The sequence below is a fragment of the Ferrigenium straubiae genome (assembly GCF_051257895.1).
Lineage (GTDB): Bacteria > Pseudomonadota > Gammaproteobacteria > Burkholderiales > Gallionellaceae > Gallionella > Gallionella straubiae.
On the sequence record NZ_CP194331.1, the window covers coordinates 2,425,159 to 2,447,712 of the forward strand.

General features: G+C 59.7%; 22 protein-coding genes. 5 read left to right on the forward strand and 17 right to left on the reverse strand.

All coding sequences use genetic code 11. The features are described from left to right. Positions 1–5 precede the first annotated feature (5 nt). The 7 genes from ACRRNM_RS11780 to fliF form a co-directional block, all read right to left on the reverse strand. A complete protein-coding gene (locus ACRRNM_RS11780) occupies positions 6–584 on the reverse strand; it encodes a flagellar basal body-associated FliL family protein (protein ID WP_435628394.1) in 579 nt (192 codons plus the stop codon). A gap of 92 nt (positions 585–676) precedes the next feature. Further along, positions 677–1,741: a flagellar hook-length control protein FliK gene (locus ACRRNM_RS11785; protein ID WP_435628395.1), complete on the reverse strand. Its 1,065-nt coding sequence runs from the start codon at positions 1,739–1,741 to the stop codon at positions 677–679. 57 nt (positions 1,742–1,798) lie between these two features. Then, entirely contained in the window at positions 1,799–2,260 is a 462-nt protein-coding gene (fliJ, locus tag ACRRNM_RS11790; RefSeq protein ID WP_435628396.1) for a flagellar export protein FliJ, read from the reverse strand. 10 nt (positions 2,261–2,270) lie between these two features. Beyond that, the gene (fliI, locus tag ACRRNM_RS11795; RefSeq protein WP_435628397.1) at positions 2,271–3,683 is read right to left on the reverse strand and encodes a flagellar protein export ATPase FliI; all 1,413 of its coding nucleotides are present in this window, start codon (positions 3,681–3,683) and stop codon (positions 2,271–2,273) included. Continuing rightward, positions 3,671–4,297 carry a flagellar assembly protein FliH gene (locus ACRRNM_RS11800; protein ID WP_435628398.1) on the reverse strand — a complete coding sequence of 209 codons (627 nt, stop codon included), beginning with the start codon at positions 4,295–4,297 and terminating at the stop codon, positions 3,671–3,673. The genes fliI and ACRRNM_RS11800 overlap by 13 nt, the downstream gene beginning before the upstream one ends. After that, a complete protein-coding gene (fliG, locus tag ACRRNM_RS11805) occupies positions 4,290–5,285 on the reverse strand; it encodes a flagellar motor switch protein FliG (protein WP_435628399.1) in 996 nt (331 codons plus the stop codon). The genes ACRRNM_RS11800 and fliG overlap by 8 nt, the downstream gene beginning before the upstream one ends. Next, positions 5,278–6,867, reverse strand: coding sequence for a flagellar basal-body MS-ring/collar protein FliF (gene fliF, locus ACRRNM_RS11810; RefSeq protein WP_435628400.1), 1,590 nt, complete (start codon positions 6,865–6,867; stop codon positions 5,278–5,280). The genes fliG and fliF overlap by 8 nt, the downstream gene beginning before the upstream one ends. 197 nt (positions 6,868–7,064) lie before the next feature. Between fliF and fliE the strand changes: the two genes are divergently transcribed. After that, a complete protein-coding gene (gene fliE, locus ACRRNM_RS11815) occupies positions 7,065–7,385 on the forward strand; it encodes a flagellar hook-basal body complex protein FliE (RefSeq protein WP_435628401.1) in 321 nt (106 codons plus the stop codon). Positions 7,386–7,524: 139 nt separating this feature from the next. On the opposite strand, the gene ACRRNM_RS11820 is transcribed toward fliE, so the two are convergent. Then, positions 7,525–8,883 (reverse strand): alginate export family protein, encoded by a 1,359-nt coding sequence (locus ACRRNM_RS11820; RefSeq protein ID WP_435628402.1) that lies wholly within the window; start codon positions 8,881–8,883, stop codon positions 7,525–7,527. A 311-nt stretch (positions 8,884–9,194) separates the two neighbouring features. On the opposite strand from ACRRNM_RS11820, the gene ubiA reads away from it, so the two are divergent. After that, positions 9,195–10,061 carry a 4-hydroxybenzoate octaprenyltransferase gene (gene ubiA, locus ACRRNM_RS11825; protein ID WP_435628403.1) on the forward strand — a complete coding sequence of 289 codons (867 nt, stop codon included), beginning with the start codon at positions 9,195–9,197 and terminating at the stop codon, positions 10,059–10,061. Positions 10,062–10,248: 187 nt separating this feature from the next. Next, positions 10,249–10,878 carry a class I SAM-dependent methyltransferase gene (locus tag ACRRNM_RS11830; protein WP_435628404.1) on the forward strand — a complete coding sequence of 210 codons (630 nt, stop codon included), beginning with the start codon at positions 10,249–10,251 and terminating at the stop codon, positions 10,876–10,878. 3 nt (positions 10,879–10,881) lie between these two features. Here the strand turns inward: ACRRNM_RS11830 and hemF are convergent, their stop codons facing one another. The 6 genes from hemF to dusB all read right to left on the reverse strand — a co-directional run bounded on the left by hemF (position 10,882) and on the right by dusB (position 16,598). Then, complete coding sequence (gene hemF / locus ACRRNM_RS11835) at positions 10,882–11,799, reverse strand: oxygen-dependent coproporphyrinogen oxidase (RefSeq protein ID WP_435628405.1); 918 nt, start codon at positions 11,797–11,799, stop codon at positions 10,882–10,884. Positions 11,800–11,811: 12 nt separating this feature from the next. Beyond that, positions 11,812–12,369 (reverse strand): L-threonylcarbamoyladenylate synthase, encoded by a 558-nt coding sequence (locus tag ACRRNM_RS11840; RefSeq protein ID WP_435628406.1) that lies wholly within the window; start codon positions 12,367–12,369, stop codon positions 11,812–11,814. After that, positions 12,370–13,644 (reverse strand): phosphoribosylamine--glycine ligase, encoded by a 1,275-nt coding sequence (gene purD / locus ACRRNM_RS11845; RefSeq protein WP_435628407.1) that lies wholly within the window; start codon positions 13,642–13,644, stop codon positions 12,370–12,372. Between the two features lie 92 nt (positions 13,645–13,736). Beyond that, positions 13,737–15,302 carry a bifunctional phosphoribosylaminoimidazolecarboxamide formyltransferase/IMP cyclohydrolase gene (gene purH / locus ACRRNM_RS11850; protein ID WP_435628408.1) on the reverse strand — a complete coding sequence of 522 codons (1,566 nt, stop codon included), beginning with the start codon at positions 15,300–15,302 and terminating at the stop codon, positions 13,737–13,739. A gap of 40 nt (positions 15,303–15,342) precedes the next feature. Beyond that, positions 15,343–15,594 (reverse strand): helix-turn-helix domain-containing protein, encoded by a 252-nt coding sequence (locus tag ACRRNM_RS11855; protein ID WP_435628409.1) that lies wholly within the window; start codon positions 15,592–15,594, stop codon positions 15,343–15,345. Continuing rightward, entirely contained in the window at positions 15,591–16,598 is a 1,008-nt protein-coding gene (dusB, locus tag ACRRNM_RS11860; RefSeq protein WP_435628410.1) for a tRNA dihydrouridine synthase DusB, read from the reverse strand. The genes ACRRNM_RS11855 and dusB overlap by 4 nt, the downstream gene beginning before the upstream one ends. 199 nt (positions 16,599–16,797) lie before the next feature. On the opposite strand from dusB, the gene ACRRNM_RS11865 reads away from it, so the two are divergent. Next, entirely contained in the window at positions 16,798–17,520 is a 723-nt protein-coding gene (locus tag ACRRNM_RS11865) for a DsbC family protein (protein ID WP_435628411.1), read from the forward strand. A gap of 9 nt (positions 17,521–17,529) precedes the next feature. Next, positions 17,530–18,483 carry a diguanylate cyclase gene (locus ACRRNM_RS11870; RefSeq protein ID WP_435628412.1) on the forward strand — a complete coding sequence of 318 codons (954 nt, stop codon included), beginning with the start codon at positions 17,530–17,532 and terminating at the stop codon, positions 18,481–18,483. A 187-nt stretch (positions 18,484–18,670) separates the two neighbouring features. Here the strand turns inward: ACRRNM_RS11870 and mltA are convergent, their stop codons facing one another. The 3 genes from mltA to ACRRNM_RS11885 all read right to left on the reverse strand — a co-directional run bounded on the left by mltA (position 18,671) and on the right by ACRRNM_RS11885 (position 22,505). After that, complete coding sequence (gene mltA / locus ACRRNM_RS11875; RefSeq protein ID WP_435628413.1) at positions 18,671–19,834, reverse strand: murein transglycosylase A; 1,164 nt, start codon at positions 19,832–19,834, stop codon at positions 18,671–18,673. Between the two features lie 12 nt (positions 19,835–19,846). Then, positions 19,847–20,230, reverse strand: coding sequence for a Co2+/Mg2+ efflux protein ApaG (apaG, locus tag ACRRNM_RS11880; protein WP_435628690.1), 384 nt, complete (start codon positions 20,228–20,230; stop codon positions 19,847–19,849). A gap of 70 nt (positions 20,231–20,300) precedes the next feature. Beyond that, complete coding sequence (locus tag ACRRNM_RS11885) at positions 20,301–22,505, reverse strand: TonB-dependent receptor (RefSeq protein WP_435628414.1); 2,205 nt, start codon at positions 22,503–22,505, stop codon at positions 20,301–20,303. Between the last annotated feature and the right edge of the window lie 49 nt (positions 22,506–22,554).

The following is a 22,554-nucleotide window of genomic DNA, read 5'->3' on the forward strand; positions in this document are numbered from 1 at the left end:
TCCCGTTACTGGATAATGAATGAAGTAAACAACACGTCGGCAATGCCGTTTCGACCGACATTGGGTTCAACTGGTGACGCTTCTTGCTCGGTGCTGATGGCAGGAGCGGTCTTGCGCAGGCCCACCACATATTCCACTTGCGCCCTGATTTGCTGGGCAAGCCTCTCCTTGCCATCAAAAGTGGCGAGTTCGGAAGGGCGTTTGCTTTGTAGCAGCATGTTCACACGGTGCAGGATTTCCGGTTTACTTTCCTTAATTTTCTCTTCGAGTTCCGGTTTGGTTATCTTGAGTGAAATCGCAATTTGCAGGTAGCGATCATCCTCCTCGCGCATCAGGTTGGCCGTAAATTGGCCTAAATCAACGAATTTCGGCGGTATCTCCGCGCGTGCTGATTCTGCGGATGCGGCGCCACCACGCTTTGGCGCTGGTTCCGGGTTCAGCAACAGGAACGCCGCTGCTCCACCGCCTGCCAGCAGCACAACCGCTACGATGAACAGGATGAGCTTTTTTTTGCTCTTTTTAGGCGATGCTTCGATCTCTTCCTCTTCGGCGGCCTGTGCTGTGGGTTTTGCGGCTCTCGCCATATTCGATTCCTTATCAGTGGTCGGAAAATCCAGCGCTAATGATAACCCGATTGGTGCTGAAATTTTCCATTAACTTAAGCCGTCGCCAGTGTTCAGGCAAAAGTATCCACCATTCCGTTATGGCGGCGCGCCGACACAGTTTGTGCGGCTTCCGGTAACGAGCCGGCCGGTTCGGGCGCTGCGGAAATTCTGTGCTGTGCTGCCGTGCCGGAGTCCTGGTTCATGAACCCATCCATACTGCGGTCGCGCGGGGGCTGGTCGCTGACCGTAGTATTCCCCAACATGATGCCGTTATCGGCCAATATCTCACGAAGTTTAGGCAGGGCGTTTTCCACCGCCTCGCGCACTGCGCCATGCGGAGATGTGAACAGGGCGGTGGCTTGGTTGTCCGAAATTTTCAGCACCACATCCAATGGGCCTAAATTTGGGGGGTTCAGGTGCAGCTCGGCAACTTGGTTCTGTTGCGTGGCTATCCAGCTGATCTTTTGCGAAAACTCCTGTGCCCACCCATTGCTGCCCAAGGGAGTGGCAATGGCCGGCGTGTTGTTGGTTGACGTTGCCGACATTGCAGCAGGCGCCATCGATGGAACGACGGCTTGGGTGGTATCGGGCGCCGACTGAGCCGCGCCGGATAACCCTGCGCGGCTGACAGCCTCAGATGGGGGCGCGATGGACAGGAGTTTGGTTATCTGACCATCTTCCGAGCCTGCCATGGGTGTTTTGTGCCCGGCTTCCAGGGAGGAAGCGAGGGCAGGGGACTGCTGGCCATCTGTTTTCCGGGAAAGGCCGATGAGTGACTGAGTTGCCTGCATCCCTTCCGTTTTCTGCCCCTTGCTTTCCTGAGGGGGGAGTTGCAGCAATATTGCCGCAAGCGTGTTTGCCGGATCGCCAGGGGCGATGGCCGCCGCTGGGTCTTGCGCATCCTTCTGGGACGGGTCTGCGCCACCGTTCGTTGCATTGCCATCAATAGCGATGGCGGTCTGCGCGGCATCCGGGACAGACAGGCCAGCCCCGTCGATTTGCCGTGCCAGCAAAAGCGCGAAAGGTTCGACAGGCTGTGCGCCCATCGCCAGCATATCCGCCGCAGAGGTGATCGCGGTGCCGGCCGCGGCATTGCCGGGCGGTTGGGGGGTGCTGCTGATCGGCAGGTTGCTCATGGTAGTTCTCCTTGTGTCTGGTTGGCGGCAGCGGAAAATTGGTCCGCCATCCTCGATTCATTTCTGGTCTTCGTTGTTGTTCATCCTGTAGGCAGCCATTCTGCCGGTATGTTCATCCAGTGTTTTTTGTTCGGATTTTGCGACAACCTTCTTTTGTTCCTCGATGTGGCGTTGTTGCAGCGTGTCGAACGATTTCAATTTGCGCTGCGTTATGTCGAATTCGTCGCGCCCGGCCTGGGTCGATGCCTTGCTTTGTTCGACCAGCTTGAGTTGCTGGCTGATTGCATCATCGAGTTTATCGATGAATTGCTGAAAATTGCGCAAGTCGGCTGGGCTCATCCCATTCCGCGTTGCTTCCTGCAAGCGGGTTTGATAGTCCTTGCGGTATTCCAGCAGGGTGTCGAGATTCTGCTCCGCGCTCCTCTGCTGTTTGTTCAATTGTCCGAGCCTGTTCGTTGCCGAGTCGCGCTGGTGTTGCGCCAGCTTCATCAGGGGTTGCAGGGAGAATGGTTTGATCATGATAAGGCCGTTAATGTCCCGGTTCGAATAACGCCGTCAATTGGGCGATGCTCGACGCATAGGGCTCGCGCTGGAACATATCCTGTTTCAGGAACTGCTCCATCCTCGGGTAGAGCGCAATGGCCTCGTCCAGCAATGGGTCGCTGCCCCTGATATAGGCGCCGACGCTGATCAAATCGCGGTTGCGCTGGTAATGGGCGTACATATGCTTGAAGCGCTGCACGATGGAAAGGTGTTCCGGAGATGCCAGGCGCGACATCACGCGGCTGATCGAAGCCTCGATATCGATCGCCGGATAATGTCCCTGTTCCACCAGCCGCCGCGACAGGACGATGTGTCCGTCGAGGATGGCGCGTGCGCTGTCGGCAATCGGGTCCTGCTGGTCGTCGCCTTCGGTCAGGACCGTGTAGAAGGCGGTTATCGAGCCGCTGCCTTCCATGCCATTACCGGCGCGCTCCACCAGTTGCGGCAGTTTGGCGAAGACGGAAGGCGGATAACCCCGGGTAGCAGGCGGTTCGCCGACTGCCAGTGCGATTTCGCGCTGTGCCATGGCGAAACGGGTCAGCGAGTCCATGATCAGCAGCACGTTCTTGCCCTGGTCGCGGAAGTGTTCGGCGATGGTGGTGGCGTAGGCTGCACCCTGCAGACGCATCAGCGGGGAGGTGTCTGCAGGCGTGGCGACGACTACCGAGCGTGCCATGCCCTGCTTGCCGAGGATGTCGTTGATGAATTCCTTGACTTCGCGGCCGCGCTCGCCGATCAATCCGACTACCGTGATGTCCGCACTGGTATAGCGCGCCATCATGCCAAGCAGCACGCTCTTGCCGACGCCGCTACCGGCAAACAATCCCATGCGCTGCCCGCGCCCTACGGTCAGCATGCTGTTGATGGCGCGCACCCCGACATCCAGCGGGGTATCGATCGAGGCACGCTCCAGTGGGTTGAAGGGGCGGCTCTGCAGCGGTGCGGATTCCGTGTCCAGCAGCGGCCCCAGTTGATCTAGTGGTTTGCCGGCGCCATCCACTACGCGGCCCAGCAGCATGCTGCCGACCGGCAGATGCTTGGCACGGTCGGCAATGCGGCGCGTCGGTTTGCGTTTGCCACCCAGCATCAGTATATGCGCAGGTTCGATGGGCATCACGCGCGCACCCGGCACCAAGCCATGCACATCGTGTTCCGGCATCAGGAATAATTTTTCACCGGCGAAACCGACCACTTCGGCCTCGACGGTGTGATTCTGCAGGTGGATCGCGCAGGTGCTGCCGACCGGCATTTTCAAGCCGACGGCTTCCATGACAAGGCCGGTCACCTTGGTCAGCCGGCCGCTCGATGGTGCAGGATCGCAATTTGCCACATATTCGCGGCCTTCGTTGAGAAGGTTTCGCCATCTGGACAAATGTGTGGAGGGGGCTATGCCAGCCATGATTTATCCTGCCCTATCGATTCGACAACGCGCTTCCAGCGTGCTTCCGTGGTGGCATCCACCTGGCTGTGTGTGGTTTCCACACGACATCCGCCGCGCCCGATTTGTGCATCGGTAAATATCTTCCATCCGGCGTGCGATAACTGTTCGCCCATATGCCTGCGCACCAGTTCAGCGTCGTCCGGGTGCAGAATCAGGTGGGCATTCTGGTTGAAATGCGGCAGGCTGCCAATGGCATCGCCGACGATTTTCAGGATGATTTCCGGTTTCGCCTGCAGGGTTTCACCGGTCATTTTGCGGGCGATTTCCAGCGATAAATCGAGCAATGATTGCGCCAGCTGCCCGTCCACTTGATTGAGTGCATCTTGCAGGTTTTGCAGCAGCGTGTGAATTAGCGCCGTTTCGGTGCGCGCTTGCTGGATGCCGGCGGCATAACCCGCGTCACGGCCTTGTGCGTAACCTTCATCATGTGCCTGCTGACGGATGCTCTCCAGTTCCGCTACGGTGGCAAGTGCATTGTCTTGGTGCCTGTCGCCGGGGTGAGGGTCGAACGAGGCCAATTCCCATCGTTCGAAGGCGGTCAACTGCTCCTTGGGGATGATGACGCTAGACATAAGTGTCCTCTTCACCCTTGGCGCCTAATATAACCTGGCCCTCATCGGCCAGGCGCCGCACGATCTTGAGGATTTCCTTCTGATTGGCTTCGACCTCGCTGAGTCTTACCGGCCCTTTGGCCTCCAGGTCTTCGCGCATCATTTCGGAAGCGCGTTTCGACATATTCTTGAAAATCTTTTCGCGCAACTCTTCGCTGGCCCCCTTGAGCGCGATAATCAGCGACTCGGACTGGACCTCGCGGAGTACGAGCTGGATGCCGCGATCGTCGATTTCCAGCAGGTTTTCGAAGACGAACATCTTGTCTTCGATTTTCTGCGCCAGCTCGGGGTCGTAGCTGCGCACATTTTCCATCATTTCCGTTTCCAGCGTGCCACCCATGAAATTGAGGATTTCTGCCGCAGTCTCTACTCCGCCGTGCAGACTCTTTTTTCCGGTGCCGCCGCCAGCCATGAGCTTGCCCAGCACATCGTTGAGTTCGCGTAACGCCACAGGCTGCACCCCATCCAGCGTGGAAATGCGCAACAGCACATCGTTGCGGGTGCGCTCGGTAAGCATTTTCAGTATGTCGGCGGCCTGATCGGGTTCCAGATGAACCAGGATGGTTGCGATGATCTGCGGATGCTCGTTGCCGATCATTTCGGCCACCGCACCCGGATCCATCCATTTCAAGCTCTCGATACCGCTGGTATCGCTGTTGTGCATGATGCGATCCAGCAGGTTTTTGGCCTTGTCGTCCCCCAATGCCTTGACGAGCATGCTGCGGATGTAATCGTTGGAATCCATCCCGATGGTGGTCTTGCCCGATGCGGAGATGATGAAGTCGCGGAATACCTGCGAAATCTCCTCGCGGCTGAGATTTTTCAGTTTCATCATGGCCGCGCTGATTTTTTGCACCTCCTTGGGTTCAAGGTATTTCAGCACTGAGGCCGCATCATTTTCGCCAAGCGTCATCAGGAAGATCGCGCTTTTTTCGACGCCATTACTCATGGCTTACCCATTCCTTGATTACGCTGGCGACGATCATCGGCTCCTGCTGGGCGATTTGCCGGGCGGTTTGCAGGCTTTGCTCATAGGACGGCGTGGAGGGCGCATAGGTTGCTTCGGGGGTAGATTCGGGTTTCTCAGCGGCGGTAAAACCGCCTGTTTTGCTTTGTGCCGTGAGCAAGGTATCCAATGCAGGTTTGATGACGCGGAACACCACAAATAGCATGATCGCGGCAATCAGCGCATATTTAAGCAACTCTTTCGCCAGTTCGATGGTGTCGAGTTGTTTCCAGAATGGCGGTTCCTCGACAAGCTCCTTGCTTTCGGTAAAGGCGGCAACCTGTACATTCAGGCTGTCGCCGCGAGTCTGGTCGAAGCCCACCGCATCACGGATCAGGTTGTTGATCTGCTCCTTCTCCACATCGGTCAAGGGTTTGGCGCTGGGCTTGCCCTTCGCATCGGTCACCTTGCGGTTGCCGTTCACCACCACCGCAACCGACAGGCGTTTGATGGAGCCAACCGGCAGGATGGTGTGGCGTATGGTGCGATCCACTTCGTAATTCACGGTAGATTCCTTTTGCAGGTTGGAGATATTGCCGCTGCTCGCGACGGCACTTTCTCCCTGTATCCCTGTGTTGGCAACGATAGGCGCTGTAGCCGGAACCGGAGGTTGATTGGTCAGCGCACCCGGGACGCCGCCCGCATTGAGTCCCGCGCCGTTCAACGCTTCGGAGCTTTGTTTGCTGCGTACCGTACTCTCGGCCGGATCCTGGTTCGGTTTGTAGCTTTCGGATGTCTGCTCGGTACGCGAAAAATCGATATCGGCAGATACCTGGGCACGCATATTGTTCGCGCCGAGCAGGGGAGTCAGCAGATCCTCAATGCGTTTGACATAGTTCTGCTCGATTTGTTGCACATATTTGAGCTGATTTGCATCCAGCCCCTCGCTGATGTTGCCTTCGTGGTTTGCACTCAGCAGCGTGCCGTTCTGGTCAACTACGGTCACGTTCTTGGCGGACATTTCCGGCACGCTGCTCGAAATCAGGTGAATGATCGCGCTGACCTGCGCGGAGTCGAGCAACCTGCCGCCCTGCAGGGAGAGCACCACGGAGGCGCTGGGTTTTTGCTGTTCTTTGACGAAAACACTGGGTTTGGGGATCGCCAGGTGGACGCGTGCGGCGGCCACCGCGCCGATGCTTTCCACCGAGCGGGCCAGTTCGCCCTCCAGCGCGCGCTGGTAATTGACCTGCTCGGCGAATTGGGTGATGCCAAATTTCTGGTTTTCCATCAATTCGAAGCCGACATTTCCCCCCTTGGGTAGCCCCTGTGAGGCCAGCTTCAGGCGGGCTTCGTGCACCTGGTTTGAGGCCACCAGCAGTGCGCCGCCGCCCTCGGCAAACTTGTAGGGGATGTTCATCTGCTGCAGCGACTGAATGATGGCCCCGCCATCGCGGTCTGACAGATTGCTGTACAGCACGCGGTAGTCGGGCGTCTGGCCCCATATCCATGCTCCCGCGATGAGCGCGAACAATGCCGCAATACCCGCCGCCACCCCCATTTTTTGCTGGAAGGTGAGCTGGTTCAACAGGTTTGCTGTCCTATTTTCTTCTTCGGCCATAATGATTTGGAGTCATGCCTTAAAGCCACTTGTACATCTGGCATATTACCAGTGGCAAACATGCCCTTGAAAACCTGAATAAACGGGGAAACCTGTGCCTGTTTTCACTATAAAGATGGCGGCCTGTCGGATATTGTGCATCTACCTAAAAAAGGAGGCGGGAAATGGATACCTCGGCAGTGGACGGCTTGTTGGCGCAAATGCGCACCATGAAGGCAGCGGCGGGGCTACGCGAGCCGAACCAGGTGGCGCAGACCGGAAAAGTGGATTTCGCTGCGGTGCTGAAGTCGTCGCTGGACGGGGTGGCGCAGTCGCAGGCCAATTCTGAGGCCATGCAGAAGGCATTTGTGCTGGGCGACAACAGCGTCAGCCTGAGCGACACCATGATTGCGATGCAGAAGGCCAGCGTCAATTTCCAGGCCGCCGTCCAGGTGCGCAACAAGGTCGTGCAGGCTTACAATGACATCATGAACATGCAGGTCTGATTCGGGATTTACGTAACTCGCGGGCGCGCATTGTTGCGCGCTTTTTGTTTGTCCGAAATTTGAGTGTTGCCTGTAATAGCGCGAAAAAAAACGGGCATCCGAAGATGCCCGTTAGTTTTTCTGCTACAAACTGTGTTTCTTAGAACTTGAATTCGCCCCACAGCCAAGTCTTTTGTGTATTCACATTGTTTATGCCGGTAGTGGTACCAGCTGTGTTATCGAAGGTGGTAGCGCGCGTCCCCTTGGCTTTATAGTCTGCGTACTTCAAGCCGACTGTGGTGTTCTTGTTGAACCCATATGTTGCTACAAGGTTCCATTCATCACCTAGCTTTTTGGAGGACAGGGCGGCAGTGGTCTTGTCTGCTTCATAGCTGTGGTAGACCGCTCCGAGGTTGATGCCTGCCAGTTTGGTGCTTGCCGAAATATAGGCATCCTTCAGTCCTTGACTGGGTGTAGCTGCTGCGAACATGTCAGCCCAGCCGTTGAAGGCGTGCAGGGTAGCCAATGGCGTGGCAAAGGAGCGGCGGGTTGCACCACCGCCAACTTTGGTCGTAGCGCCCAAGTCGGTACCCAGCACTTCATAGCCCACCTTGAATACCGCCATATTGGTTACGTCTACGCCAGCTTCCAGGAAGGTGTAAGTATCCTTGAAGTTGGTCGGGTTGTTGCTACCGTCCTGTTGCTCAGCGAATTCCACCGTGTACAGCAGCTTGTTTCCGCCCATTGGAGTGTTTCCGTTCAGCCGGATACCGAAGGTGTTAGCCGAGCTAGCATTGGTAGTTACGCCAGCACCAACTGGCTTGTAGTCCAGTTGATAGTAGTAGGCGGCGATTTCAGCGAAGCTGAAGCCCTTGTAGTTGATGTTGAAGATGGGCGATCTCATGTGGGCATTGCCTGCATCCAAGTTTCCATCGCCATCGCCGATGATACGGTTTGCGTTGGTGATATAACCTGCGGTAATCGTGGTGCTCGGCAGCGACTTGTTGACCAGCGTGAAGGCATCAAAGGTTTGTTCATTCTGGCGCCAGCCCACGTTGCCGATGAAACGGTCATTGTCCAGCTTGATGCGCTGGCGACCCCACTTCACATTCGTGTTGGCGATGCCGCTATAGCTCAGATAGGCCTGATTAATCTCGGTGACTTCCGGGTCTTGTATCGTTGCATACTGAGGGGCGGCATTAAAGGGGTTCTGGCTGTAATATTTTTTATTACCCAGATCTGTCGTGTGTTCGGCTTCTACCATTGCGCCGAAACCGTTGAAGGTGGCCGTTTCATAGCCGAGGCGCAGACGCACCGTATTCGCTGTCGCCACATTCGTATTTTTCCCGGCGGCAGGAACGGAAGCGTTGCGCACATCTTCGTAACGGTATTGCACATTGCCCGAAACCTTGCCGCCGGTCAGCGCGTCGGTCAGCGTGTCCGCTGCCAAGGCGCTTTGCGCGAACAGAAGGGCCGACAGGGCGGCGATGCTCGATACGGGGTGTTTCTTGAGTAACATGGGTTTTCTCCAATTTAGTTATAAAAATATTTGCTGCTAACCGGAATCCAAAAACTCTCAATATTCAGGAGTTCTGAGGCGGATTGTCGCTATTAGAAAAAGGGAATGCAAACTAAGCTGTAAATTATGTTGTTTTTTTGCAACATGATTTCTGGCCTTTGGGAGATATAGGCCTTGCCTTTGGTTATGAAGCCGGATGCCCCTTTTGTGTTTGGCATGCCTGGATGCGAGGTAGAATTCATGGCATCTATAATGTCGCAGGGCATCTCCTCATCGAGGTGCCCAAAAAGTTGAAAATTTACCATCCGGAAATGACTCTCGCCGAACGCTTCTCGCTCTATATCCAGCTCACCCGCCTGCACCGTCCCATCGGCATCCTGCTGCTGCTGTGGCCGACGCTGTGGGGCGTGTGGATCGCGGGCAAGGGGACACCAGCCTGGCATATTGCCGTTATTTTTGTGCTCGGCACGACGCTGATGCGCTCCGCCGGATGCGCCATCAACGACTATGCCGACCGCCACATCGACAGGCATGTGAAGCGCACCAGCGAGCGCCCGCTCACCAGCGGCAAGGTCAGCGAACGTGAGGCGGTGTGGCTGGCCGCCGGGCTGGCTTTTGTTTCTTTCCTGCTGATCCTGCCGCTCAACCCGTTGACCTGGCTGCTGTCCTTTCCTGCGGTATTCCTTGCCGCGAGCTACCCCTTTACCAAACGCTTTTTCGCCATCCCGCAGGCCTATCTCGGCATCGCCTTCGGTTTCGGCATTCCGATGGCGTTTGCCGCACAGCTCGGCGATGTACCGCCGGTGGCTTGGCTGCTGCTCGCCGCCAACGTGTTCTGGGCGATCGCCTACGACACCGAATATGCGATGGTGGACCGCGACGACGACATCCATCTCGGCATTCACTCCTCGGCACTGTTTTTCGGCAAATACGACGTGGCGGCGGTGATGGGCTGCTATGCCGTCACGCTGGGGTTGCTGGCGGCGGCAGGGCGGATGGTCGGGCTGGGCTGGATATTTCATCTGGGGCTGCTTGTTGCGGCAGGCATCGCGTTGTATCACTACACCCTCATCAGGGGCAGGAGCCGCGAGAAATGTTTCAAGGCCTTCCTGCACAACAACTGGTTCGGCGCGGCGGTGTTCGCGGGCATTGCGCTGGATTACCTTATGATGGGGTAAGGCATGAACCCGGATAATCCATTGGCGGAACTTGTGATCTCATGCGCCGTAGGAGCCCGATTTATCGGGCGATCGCACCCCTCGCGCAGCAAGCTGCGCTCCTGCAGGCGCGCATTCCATCATCAAGGGAAGCTGCTCGTACCGGATTCCGGCTTTCGCCGAATGACGGCCTGATGGACAATTCGAGATGAAAAAGGACGGCCAGCCCTATCTTGCCAACTCCCTGTTGCGATACAGCTACAACCTGATCGCGCCGCTCTATGACCTGGTTATCGAGCGCCCGCTGCTGAAGGCGCGCACCGAATCGTTGCGCAGCCTGGCGGCGGATACGCCGGGGCGCGTGCTGGTGAGCGGGGCAGGGACGGGGCTGGACTTGCCGCTGCTGCCATCGGCACACCGTTATACCGCCCTCGACTTCAGCGCGGCGATGCTGTCCCGCGCCAGGCCGCGCGGCGCGAATCTGCAGATCGACTGGGTGCTGGGCGACAGCATGGCGCTGCCGTTTGCCGATGCGCAGTTCGATCATGTCGTGCTGCATCTCATCCTTGCCGTCGTGCCGTACCCGGAAAAATGTCTGGGCGAGGCGGCGCGTGTGCTCAAGCCCGGTGGCACGATCCTCGTCTTCGACAAATTCCTCCGCCCGCGACAGCATGCCTGGCTGCGCCGCGCGCTCAACCCGCTGACGCGCCGCCTGGCTACGAGGATAGACGTGGTGTTCGAGGAGGTGCTGCGCGAAGTGCCGCAACTGCAAGTGCTCAGCGACATGCCGCTGCTCGCCGGAGGCTGGTTTCGCGGCATCGTGCTGCGAAGGGTCTGAGAATTACGGTTGTTCCTGCAACCAGTCACGCGGCACAAGAAATTTCTCGTACAACTCCGCTTCCGGCGCGCCCGGCTCGGGATGCCAGTCGTAGCGCCATTTCACCAGCGGCGGCATGGACATCAGGATGGACTCGGTGCGGCCATCCGATTGCAGGCCGAAGATGGTACCGCGGTCGATCACCAGGTTGAATTCGACATAGCGGCCGCGCCGGTAGAGCTGGAAATTGCGCTCGCGTTCGCCGTAGGGCGTGTCCTTGCGGCGCTCCAGGATTGGCACATAGGCGGACAGAAAGTGGTCGCCGACACTTTGCTGGATCGCGAAGGCGGTGGCGAAATCCGGTTCGCTCAGGTCGTCGAAGAAGATGCCGCCGACGCCGCGCGGTTCGTTGCGGTGCTTGAGGAAAAAGTATTCGTCGCACCATTTCTTGAAGCGCGGATAGAGATCGTCGCCGAACGGCGCGAGCGAGTTCCGGCAGGCCCGGTGGAAATGCACCGCGTCTTCCTCGAAGCCGTAATGCGGCGTCAGGTCCATGCTGCCGCCGAACCAGAACACCGGCGCTTCGCCGTCCTTCATCGCGACGAACATGCGCACGTTGGCATGGGCGGTGGGCGCATAGGGATTGCGCGGATGCAGCACCAGCGACACGCCCAGCGCTTCCCAGCGGCGGCCCGCCAGTTCCGGGCGGTGCGCGGTCGCGGCAGGTGGCATCCTGTCGCCCGTCACATGCGAGAACGCCACGCCGCCGCGCTCCAGCACATTGCCTTCCTCGAGGATGCAAGTGATGCCGCCGCCACCTTCCGGCCTGCTCCAGCTATCGCGGCGGAATGGTTTGCCGTCCACCTGCTCGAGGCGCGCGACGATCAGGTCTTGCAGCTCGAGCAGGTACTCCTTGACGGCTGCGGAATCGAAATCGCCCATGATTGTCTCCGTTCAGTTGCGAATGGTTTGGCCGCCCGCCCAGGCGCGGATCGTGGAAGGTTTCTTGCGCTTGCCCACGCGCCCCGGCAACACCCACACCTTGCTCCCGAACAGGCACTGGCATTGTGCGTAAGTCCTGGCAGGGCGCTGCCCGCTGCGGTTGGCGCTGGTGGAGACCAGTGCGCTGTCCGCGCCCAAGCAGAGTTGCATGGCGAAAGGATGCGCGGTGAGGCGCACCGCCAGGGTCTCGTGATTGCCGCGCAGCCAGCGCGGGCAGGAGGGCTTTGCCGGCATCAGGTAAGTGATCGCCTGTGCGCCATTGTTCTTCAGTCTCGCCTGTTCGTCGGGTGTGAGTGGTTGCAGGTAGCGCGCCACTTGCCGGTAGTGTGCCGCGATCAGGATCAACCCCTTGCGCTGCGGGCGCTGCTTGAGGCTGAGCAGGCGCAGCACGGCGGCACGGTTGTCCGGGTCGCAGCCCAGCCCGTAGCAGGATTCGGTGGGGTAGGCGATCAGGCCGCCGCGCCTGAGGTGTGCGGCGAGGCTGCGAGGCGAGGCGCTGTGGCGGAGCAATTACTTCCTGCTGGCAATCGCGCGCCAGCCGATGTCGCGGCGCATCTGGCAGCCGTTAAAATGGATGCCGTCGGCGATCTCGTAGGCGCGTTGCTGAGCGTGCTTCACCATGTCGCCCAGTGCGACGACGCACAGCACGCGCCCGCCGCTGGTGACCACCTTGCCGTCCTGCATCGTGGTGCCGGCGTGGAATACATGCGCGTCCTCGAGTTTTTTGGGCAGGCGCTCGATGACGTCGCCCTTGCGCGGCGTGTCGGGATAGTTCGCCGCGGCCATGACCACGCCCAGCGCGGTGCGCTTGTCCCATTCGGCTTCGACCTTGTCCAGCGTGCCGTTGGTCGCATGTTCGACGATTGCCGCGAAATCGCTCTTCAGGCGCAGCATGATGGGCTGGGTCTCGGGGTCGCCCATGCGGCAGTTAAATTCCAGCACCTTGATGCCGCCATCCGGTGCGATCATCAACCCGGCATACAGGAAGCCGGTGTAGGTGATGCCTTCCTTTTCCATGCCGTGCACCACGGGCATGATGACTTCGCGCAGCACTTTCGCGTGGATGGTCGGTGTGACGACCGGTGCGGGCGAATAGGCGCCCATGCCGCCGGTGTTGGGGCCTTGGTCTCCGCCCAGCAGGCGCTTGTGGTCTTGGCTGGTCGCCATCGGCAGCACATGTTTGCCGTCCACCATGACGATGAAACTGGCTTCCTCGCCTTCGAGGAATTCCTCGATCACCACGCGCGCGCCGGCGTCGCCGAGCCTGTTATCGGACAGCATCATGTCGATGGCATCGAACGCCTCGTCCTTGCTCATCGCGACCACCACGCCCTTGCCCGCCGCGAGGCCGTCGGCCTTGATGACGATGGGAGCGCCGTGTCTCTCGACGTAGGCCTTCGCCTGAGCGATGTTGCTGAAGGTCTCGAAGAACGCGGTGGAGATGTTGTGGCGCGTCATGAAGCGCTTGGCGAAATCCTTGGAGGATTCGAGCTGCGCGGCGGCTTTGGTGGGGCCGAAAATCTTGAGGCCTTCGGCGCGGAACGCATCGACCACGCCCGCCGCCAGCGGCGCTTCCGGGCCGACCACGGTGAGCTCGATGTTCTCGCGCTTCACGAATTCGATCAGGTCGGGGATGGAAGTGATCGCGACGTTCTCCACGCCGTCCTCGAGTGCGGTGCCGGCATTGCCCGGCGCGACATACACCTTCTGCACCTTGGCGCCCTGCGCCAGACGCCAGGCCAGTGCGTGCTCGCGTCCGCCGGAACCGATGACCAGAATTTTCATAACTACCTCAAATGTAGGGTGGATAAGGCCGAAGGCTGCATCCACCGTCATGCTGGTGGATGCGCGCTATGCGCTTATCCACTACCGTTTGCTTAATGTCTGAAGTGACGGTAGCCGGTGAACACCATCGCCAGCCCATGCTCGTCCGCCGCAGCGATCACTTCCTCGTCGCGCATCGAGCCGCCCGGCTGGATCACGGCCTTCGCACCGGCCTGCGCCAGCACGTCGATGCCGTCGCGGAACGGGAAGAAGGCGTCGGACGAGACTACGGAATCCTTCAGGTTCAGGCCCGCGTTCTGCGCCTTGATCGAGGCGATGCGCGTGGAGTCCACGCGGCTCATCTGGCCCGCGCCGACGCCCAGCGTCTGGCCGCCCTTGCAGAACACGATCGCGTTGGACTTTACGTATTTGGCGACGCGCCACGCAAACAGCAGGTCTTGCAGTTGCTCGGCGGTCGGCTGCGCCTTGGACACCACCTTGAGTTGCGAGGCCTGCACGTTGAGCGCGTCCGGCGACTGTACCAGCAGGCCGCCGCCGACGCGCTTTACATCCCACTGGTTGTGCGCGTTGGACAGCGGCGCGGTGAGCACGCGCACGTTCTGCTTTGCGGCAGTCACCTTGAGTGCGGCCTCGGAAGCGGAGGGCGCGATAATGAGTTCGACGAACTGGTTGGCGGTGATCTGCGCGGCGCTCGCCTCATCCAGCTCGCGGTTGAAGGCGATAATGCCGCCGAACGCGGAGGTGGTGTCGGTGGCGTAGGCCAGCTTGTAGGCATTCAGCGGGGTGTCGGCAATTGCCACGCCGCAGGGGTTGGCGTGCTTGACGATCACGCAGGCGGGCTGGTCGAAGGTCTTGACCAGTTCCCACGCCGCGTCGGCGTCACCGATGTTGTTGTAGGACAGTTCCTTGCCCTGCAGCTGGGTGTAGCCCGCGATGCCGCCCGCCACCGGAATCAGGTCGCGGTAAAACGCCGCGCTCTGGTGCGGGTTCTCGCCGTAGCGCATGTCCTGCACCTTGGCGAAGTTGAAGTTGATCTGCGCGGGGAACTCGCTCCTCGCGCCGTCGCTGTCGATCGCGGTGAGGTAGTTGCTGATCATGCTGTCGTAGGCGGCGGTGTGCGAGAACGCTTTCTTCATCAGGTCGAAGCGCGTCGCATCGGAAACCGCGCCGCTGTTGGTGCGCATCTCTTCCAGTACATCGGCGTAGTCAGCGGGGTCGGTGACAATCGCGACATGCGCATGGTTCTTCGCCGCCGCGCGCACCATGGTCGGGCCGCCGATGTCGATGTTCTCGATCGCGTCTTCCAGCGTACAACCGGGCTTGGCGACGGTTGCCGCGAACGGGTAGAGGTTCACCACGACCAGATCGATGGTCGGGATGCCGTGCTTTGCGAGCGTGGCGACATGTTCCGGCAGGTCGCGGCGCGCGAGGATGCCTGCATGGACTTTCGGCTGCAGCGTCTTCACGCGCCCGTCCAGCATCTCGGGGAAGCCGGTGTAGTCCGCGACTTCGGTGCAGGGCACGCCGTTGTCGGCGAGCAGCCTGGCCGTGCCGCCGGTCGAGAGGATGGTTACGCCGAGCTGGTTCAAGCCTTGCGCGAATTCGAGGATGCCGGATTTGTCCGACACGCTGATGAGTGCCTGTTTGATTGCTGCCATGATGGTTCCAGTTTAAAAAAGAATTCGGGGTGGGGCGCCGCTACGCGATGCCGTGCTGCAGCATCTTCTTGCGCAAGGTGTTGCGGTTGATGCCCAGCATCTCCGCCGCGCGCGACTGGTTGCCGCCGACATGTTCCAGCACCATTTCCAGCAGCGGCCTCTCGACACAGTCCATCACCATGCCGTATATGCCGCAGCACGGGTCTTCGCCGTCGAGGTCCTTGAAGTATTCCTTGAGCGTCTTGCGCACGTGGCGCGCCATGTCATTTTCGTTTATTACACAATCGTTCATGCCGCTAACTCCTCAACGTAATGCAGCTGCGTTCCGCGCTGCGCCTGTTGTGCAAAAAATTCGTCCACTGCCGCCAGCTGTTCGGCAGGGCTTTCCAGTTGATTCATCCGGTGACGGAACTGCGCCGAACCGGCCAGTCCCTTCGTGTACCAGGAGATATGCTTGCGTGCCACGCGCAGTCCGGTGTGTTCGCCGTAAAGGCCGTACAGGTCCTGCATGTGTTCATGCAGCACGCGGTGGATTTCGCTGATCTGCGGCGCGGGCAGATGGGTGCCGGTTTTCAGGAAATAGTCGATCTCGCGGAACAGCCAGGGGCGGCCTTGCGCTGCGCGGCCGATCATCACGGCATCCGCGCCGGTGTATTTCAGCACATGCCTGGCCTTTTCCGGGGTGGTGATGTCGCCGTTGGCGATGATGGGGATGTTCACGCCGGCCTTCACCGCCGCGATGGTGTCGTACTCGGCCTCGCCGGTATAGGCGCAGGCGCGGGTGCGGCCATGGATGGCCAGCGCCTGGATGCCGCTGTTTTCGGCAAGCCTGGCGATGTTCACCGCGTTGCGGTTTTGCCTGTCCCAGCCGGTGCGGATCTTCAGTGTGACCGGCACCGCCACCGCGCCGACCACCGCTTCGAGTATCTCGGCGACCAGCGGCTCGTTCTGCAGCAGCGCGGAGCCGGCCATCACGTTGCAAATTTTTTTGGCCGGGCAACCCATGTTGATGTCGATGATCTGCGCACCGCGATCCACGTTGTACTTCGCGGCCTGCGCGAGCATTTTGGCGTCCGCACCGACGATCTGCACCGAGATCGGGCCGGGCTCGCCTTCATGGTTTGCGCGCCGTTTGGTCTTCTCCGAGCCGTACAGCAGCGAATTGGACGCCACCATCTCGCTCACCGCCATGCCCGCGCCCATGCGCTTGCACAGCATGCGGAAAGGGCGATCGGTCACCCCGGCCATAGGGGCGACGATGAGATTGTTTTTGAGATGGTAAGGACCTATGCGCATGATGGTTTTTCGCGAGGGATGCGATTATAAATGAAACTGGATGCCATGCTATGATTGCCGCCCTGAATTTTTGAAGTCGCGATGGCCGGCTTGACCGCCATGCCCGAATATCAGGGATTGCCGTCGGCATGAACGAAAACTCAGGAAAAGCAATCGGTTACTGATTACGACACGCCCACAACCAACCAAAGAGAACATCATGAAAAAATTTCCCGCCTTGAGCCTGTGGAAGTGGCTTGTCCTGTTTATGTCTGCATGGCTGTCCTGCGCGCAAGCCGGGGAGGAGGAAATCCGCCAGTCGCTGCAAGGCAAGTTTCCCAACATCGGCAAGCTCGAGCATATCGTCAAAACACCCTATGCCGGACTCTATGAGGTGGTCATCAACGACCAGCTTCTCTATACCGATGCGCAGGGGCAATACCTGTTCGATGGCAGCGTGATCGAGGTGAATAGCCGCCGCGACATGACGGAAGAGCGCCGCCGCGTATTGTTTGCCATCGAATTCGACAAGCTGCCGTTCGATCTCGCGGTGAAGAAGGTCAAGGGCAACGGCAAGCGCAAGCTGGCCTATTTCAGCGACCCCAATTGCGGTTTCTGCAAACGCCTGGAAAAGGAGTTGAGCAAGGTCAACGATGTCACCCTGTACCTGTTCCTGTACCCGATCTTCCAGGGCTCGGACGAGCTCGTGCGCAACGTGTACTGCGCCAAAAATCCGGTCAAGGCATGGGACGAATTGATGCTGGACGGCAAGGTGCCGACCAACGCATCCTGCAAGACGCCCACCGACAAGGTGCTGGCGCTGGGCAAGAAGCTGCGCGTTAACGGTACGCCCAACCTGATTTTCGGCAACGGAATACAAATTCCCGGATACCTGCCTGCCGAGGAACTGGAAAAACGCCTGAATGAGGCCGGCAAGAAATAGGAGAGCAGCGTGATATCTGCGGCCAATATTCCCAAAGAACTGCTTGCCCAGGCAGTCGACCAGTCGCACGATGGCGTCACGATCGCCGACGCGAAGCAGCAGGGTTTTCCTCTGATTTACGTCAACAAGGGGTTTGAGACGTTGACCGGCTACACCTCCGACGAGATTCTCGGCAGCAGTTATCGCATCCTGCAAGGCACCGATACCGGGCAACCCGGGCTCGACATCGTCCGCGCGGCTGTCGCCAAGGGGGAGGGCTGTCTGGTCACGCTGCGCAACTACCGCAAGGATGGCTCGATGTTCTGGAATGAACTCAGCATCTCCCCGGTGCGTGACGCCGACGGCACACTGGCGCATTACATCGGCATCCAGAAGGACGTGACTGCGCGCATCCTGCTCGAGCAGCACCTGCACCAGTCCAATCTCGATTTGCAGACGCTCAACCAGCAGTTGAATACGCTGGCTTATACCGATCATCTGGTCGGCCTCAGCAACCGAAGGCATTTCGGCGAGCAGTTCACGAGCCTGCTTTCTGCCGCGCAGCGCACCCATAGCGAGCTGTCGGTGCTGATGATCGATTTCGATCATTTCAGGCAGTTCAACGAGCGTTACGGTCGGTCGGCGGGGGATGGGTGCCTGCGCATGGTGGGGGATTGCATCGCCAAGTCGTTTGCGCGCACTTCGGACTGCACGGCGCGCTACAGCGGAGACGAATTCGCTGTGGTTTCGCTGGCCGCAAATCTCGAAGACCTGCGGCGCCATGCGCAGAAGCTTTGCGAGCAGGTGCGCGCTCTCAATATCCCGAACAGCGACTCGTCATACGGCGTCGTGACCATCAGCGTCGGCGGCATTCATCGCCTGCCCGAGCGCGGGGCCACCGAGGCTGAGCTTGTCGGGCTGGCCGACCAGGCGCTGCTTGCCGCCAAGCGCAGCGGCGGCAACCGCGCCAACATCATCACCTAGGGAAGCGCTGAAATAACCCCCGTTTGTGGTTAAGTAGTGACTTGGCACGGTGTCGTCGTGCTTAGTCAATACTTAGTTGCTCCACCAGAGCCTGTCGAACCATGAATGGGGAAGTGTTTGCAATCGACAGGATGTGGAATTCACCCTTCGACAGGCTCAGGGCGAACGGACTTATTCAGCGCCTCCCTTATTGGCTGAGCGCCGGCTCCGCACCCTTGGGGAACAGCACCCACATCTGCCCGCCCTGCTTCATGCGCCCCGCCTGAATGCCCGCCTGTTCGCCGAAGCCCCAGAAAAAGTCGGCGCGTACCGCGCCCTTGATTGCGCCGCCGGTATCCTGCGCCAGCACCAGGCGATTGAGCGGTTCGGCGGTGTTCGGGTGGGTGGTCGCGAGGAACACCGGCGCGCCGAGCGGGATGGTGCGCGGGTCCACCGCGATGCTGTATGCCTCGGTCAGTGGCACGCCCAGTGCGCCCAGCGGCGCGGCCAAACCGTTCGGCAGTTCGCGGAAGAACACATAGCTGGGATTTTGCGCGAGCAGCGCAGGCAGCTTTTCGGGGAAGCGGTTTGCCCAATCCTTGATGCCCTGCATCGAGGCTTCCTCGAGCTTGAGTTCGCCCGTCTCGACCAGCTTCCTGCCGATGGAAACATAGGGATAGCCGTTCTGTTCGGCGTAACCGACCTTCACCAGGCTGCCGTCCGGCAGTTCGATGCGCCCCGATCCCTGTATCTGCAGGAAGAACAGCTCCACCGCGTTGTCCACCCAGAACAGTTCACGGCCCTGCAGCGCGGCTTTTCCTGCCTCGATTTCGGAACGGTTGTAATAAGGCACGACGCGCTTGCCCTGCAGCCGCCCGCGCAGGCGCAAGTCCTTGAGCTGCGGGTAGGCCTCGCCCAGATCTATGGTCAGCAGGTCGTCCGGTGCGGCATACAGCGGGTAGCGGAAACGCTCGGTCCGGACGCGGCTGCCGGCCAGCTTCGGCTCATAGTAGCCGGTAACTAGCCCCTGCGAAGAGCCGTCGGAATTGAATACCTGATAAGGCGTGAAGCCTTCCTCGAAGAAGGCACGCAAGGCGGCGTTGTCGGGCTGCGCCAATTCCTTGCTGCGCGTGCAAACCGCTTGCCAGTTTGGCTTGCCGTTCAGCGCACGGCAGCTCTGCAGGAAGGCTGCCCAAGCCGGCTGCAAGTCGGTGGTCTGCCAGTCCGGCAGCATCTCCCATTTGCTCACCGCAAACGGTGCGGCGGGAGATGCAATAGATGGAATCGCCGCTTGAGGCGGTGCGACTGGCGGCTTGGGCACGGTGCAGGCGGTGAGGAAGATCAGCAGGAGTAGGGCGGCTTTGAATTGCATGGTGCGGAAAATCTAGTGGAGCACGCGCGGTACGCTCAATACAAATTGCGGAATCTCGACATCGAACTGGCTGCCGTCGTCGGCGTGCATGCGGTAGCTGCCGCGCATCGTGCCGACCTGCGTGGACAGTACCGTACCGCTGGTGTATTCGAAGCTCTGGCTCGGCCGGAGCAAGGGTTGCTCGCCCACCACGCCCTGCCCGCGTACTTCCTGGACGTTGTTGTGGGCGTCGGTGATGATCCAGTGACGGCTGATGAGTTTTGCGGCGATGCTGCCGAGGTTGGTGATGCTGATGGTATAGGAAAATACGAAGCGGTTGCTCGCTTCATCGGATTGATCCGGCAGGTAATTTACCTGTGTCTGGATGATGAAACCTTGCGGGTCGTCTTTTTCCATGCGCGGCATTTGAACCGATTTTTCCCCGGCTCGCAAGCTGGGGGGGAAACTAAAAATTAATTTTGCGGTACTAGAAGGAAAAATCTACCTCGGCGGTCACGTTGCGGCCGGGCAGCAGGAAGTAGGAATAGGCCTTCTTGTCTAGCAGGTTGTTGACCGCGAGCGCTCCCTTTACCGCCCGCGTGAAGGCGTAGGCCAGCTTTGCGTTCACCATGGTGTGCGCGTCGTAACTGCCCGGCACACCTTCCACGACATCGGTGTTCTGCGCCGTCCAGAAAATATGGCTCACGTAGCGCGCATTCAACGAGCCGGACCAGGCTCCCTGCCGTGCAGTCAGCCCGATGCCGGTGATGTTCCTCGGGGCATCGGTCAGGCGCTTGCCGACGCTCAGGGGATCGGCCGCGTTTTCGAGCACTCTTGAATCTATATAGGCATAGTTGGCATCCAGCTCCAGCCATTTGGCCGGTTTTGTTGTGACGCCCAACTCAATTCCGCTGACTTTCGCCTTCCCCGCGTTGATGCGCAGCGAATTGGTCGCACTGACCTGCTTCAGGTAGATCAGGTTGCTCAGCCGGGTGTCGTAATAGGTGGCGGTCACTTTGGTGTCTTCCGTGAGGCGGAATTCGCCGCCCACCTCCCAGGTGGTGCCGTGCTCAGGCTGGAGATTGGGGTCGCCTGTCGTCGTGCGGCCCCGGCTGGTCGAAGAGGTGTAGAGGTCCTGATTGGCCGGCGCGCGGAACGACTTTCCGAACGAGGCGCGCAGCACGGCAGTTTTCGTTGGCTGGTAAACGGCGGATGCCTTGGGGCTGAAAGCCGAGATGCTGCGCGCCGCATAGCGCGTCGTGCCGATCGGCGCGGTGTTGCTGAAATTGTCGCCCTCGGTTTTCCAGTCATCCCAGCGTCCGCCCAGATAAATTTTCAGCGCCTCCGTGGCGCTGAACTCGTCCTGCGCGAAGACGGAAACGGTGGTCGAATGGCCGCGGTAACCGCTGTTCACGGCGGTTTTTGTGTCCGGATTGCGCCAGTTGGAGAGCGCGTAGATTTGCTGGTTCACCGAGTCCTTGTGCAGCGCGAGGCCGGTCACCAGCACCTGTCGCGAGCCAACCGGGAAGGTCAGTTGCGCCGTGCCGTCGAGGCCATCGTTCGGCGTGTCCGAGAGCGAGCCCGCGCCGCCGTTCCAGGTGGCAGCGGGGTTCGCCAGCGTGAAGTGGTACTTGCGCTCGATTCTCGCAAGGTCAATCTTCAGCAGGTAATCGTTGCCGACCGTTCCGTCGTAACCGGCAAAATAGCGCGTCGCGGATTCATAGAGCGGCAGGAACGAGAAAAGGGTGAAATCGGAATTCGCCAGGACGACGCGCTGTCCGTTGATCCCGAGCGTCCCGCTCGAGACCGGTGTGCCGGCGGCGTTTCTGAGATAGGTGTTGAACTGGGTGTAATCCTGCCTGGTTTCCTGGTAGTTGGCGCCCGCGTAAATCTTGTTGCGGCCATTCAGGTTGTAAAACAGTTTGGCGGTGGCATTGGCCGCGTTCCACGGCACGGCTCCCAGATCGCCTACCAGATAGGCCGGGACGCCTTCCCGGGTGGTGATGGCCTGCGCACCCGTGACGGGCGTGCCTGCCGCTCCCGCTACCGGCGTCTTGACGACGAAATCGTTCACGTAGCTGTCGTGCCTCTGGTGGCCGAATCCGGCTACCAGCCCCAGTCCGTTATCCATCTTGTCGCGGAAATAAAGGCTGCCGTCCTCGCCGCGGGCATCGCCCCAGCCTTTCTTCACCTTCGCGGTGAGTTCGCGTTTATCCGGCTGTTTGGTGATGATATTGACGACTCCGCCGACGGCATTGCTGCCGTAGAGCGAGGAGAACGCGCCGGGTACGACCTCGACGCGGGCGATGTCTTCGACAAACGGGATGCGCCAGTTCACCTTTCCAGAACCCGCGTCCTGGATGGGCTGCCCGTCCAGCAGGATGAGAACCTTGTTCTGGTCGATGCCGCGTAGCGACATGCCGCTCGTTCCTATGGTGCCCTGCGACTGGCCGAGCGCGCCGCCGCGCAAATAGAGGCTGGGCACCTGATCCAGCACGTCGCCGAGTCGCGAGGCGTTTTTCGTTTCGATATTGTTGGCGTTGATTACGGTCACTGCGGCGGGCGCCTCGGAAAGCGTAGCGCTGGTTCTGGTCGCAGTCACCACTACTTCGCCCAGCTCTGCTGTTGCATCGCTTTCCGCCGCACCCGCTGCATTGGCCAAGCCATAAATACAGCCCAACGCCAACAACAATTTTCTATTGCGAAATTGATTTTTCATCATACTTTTCTGTGAAATTTTT

Excerpts from the sequence above, each read along its gene's own strand:
- mltA (WP_435628413.1), bottom strand. The coding sequence starts at position 19,834 with ATGCAATTCAAAGCCGCCCTACTCCTGCTGATCTTCCTCACCGCCTGC.
- ACRRNM_RS11800 (WP_435628398.1), bottom strand. The coding sequence starts at position 4,297 with ATGTCTAGCGTCATCATCCCCAAGGAGCAGTTGACCGCCTTCGAACGA.
- purD (WP_435628407.1), bottom strand. The coding sequence starts at position 13,644 with ATGAAAATTCTGGTCATCGGTTCCGGCGGACGCGAGCACGCACTGGCC.
- ubiA (WP_435628403.1), top strand. The coding sequence starts at position 9,195 with ATGACTCTCGCCGAACGCTTCTCGCTCTATATCCAGCTCACCCGCCTG.
- ACRRNM_RS11785 (WP_435628395.1), bottom strand. The coding sequence starts at position 1,741 with ATGAGCAACCTGCCGATCAGCAGCACCCCCCAACCGCCCGGCAATGCC.
- fliI (WP_435628397.1), bottom strand. The coding sequence starts at position 3,683 with ATGGCTGGCATAGCCCCCTCCACACATTTGTCCAGATGGCGAAACCTT.
- ACRRNM_RS11830 (WP_435628404.1), top strand. The coding sequence starts at position 10,249 with ATGAAAAAGGACGGCCAGCCCTATCTTGCCAACTCCCTGTTGCGATAC.
- apaG (WP_435628690.1), bottom strand. The coding sequence starts at position 20,230 with ATGGAAAAAGACGACCCGCAAGGTTTCATCATCCAGACACAGGTAAAT.
- ACRRNM_RS11780 (WP_435628394.1), bottom strand. The coding sequence starts at position 584 with ATGGCGAGAGCCGCAAAACCCACAGCACAGGCCGCCGAAGAGGAAGAG.
- hemF (WP_435628405.1), bottom strand. The coding sequence starts at position 11,799 with ATGGGCGATTTCGATTCCGCAGCCGTCAAGGAGTACCTGCTCGAGCTG.
- fliG (WP_435628399.1), bottom strand. The coding sequence starts at position 5,285 with ATGAGTAATGGCGTCGAAAAAAGCGCGATCTTCCTGATGACGCTTGGC.
- ACRRNM_RS11865 (WP_435628411.1), top strand. The coding sequence starts at position 16,798 with ATGAAAAAATTTCCCGCCTTGAGCCTGTGGAAGTGGCTTGTCCTGTTT.
- fliJ (WP_435628396.1), bottom strand. The coding sequence starts at position 2,260 with ATGATCAAACCATTCTCCCTGCAACCCCTGATGAAGCTGGCGCAACAC.
- fliE (WP_435628401.1), top strand. The coding sequence starts at position 7,065 with ATGGATACCTCGGCAGTGGACGGCTTGTTGGCGCAAATGCGCACCATG.
- dusB (WP_435628410.1), bottom strand. The coding sequence starts at position 16,598 with ATGCGCATAGGTCCTTACCATCTCAAAAACAATCTCATCGTCGCCCCT.
- ACRRNM_RS11820 (WP_435628402.1), bottom strand. The coding sequence starts at position 8,883 with ATGTTACTCAAGAAACACCCCGTATCGAGCATCGCCGCCCTGTCGGCC.
- ACRRNM_RS11855 (WP_435628409.1), bottom strand. The coding sequence starts at position 15,594 with ATGAACGATTGTGTAATAAACGAAAATGACATGGCGCGCCACGTGCGC.
- purH (WP_435628408.1), bottom strand. The coding sequence starts at position 15,302 with ATGGCAGCAATCAAACAGGCACTCATCAGCGTGTCGGACAAATCCGGC.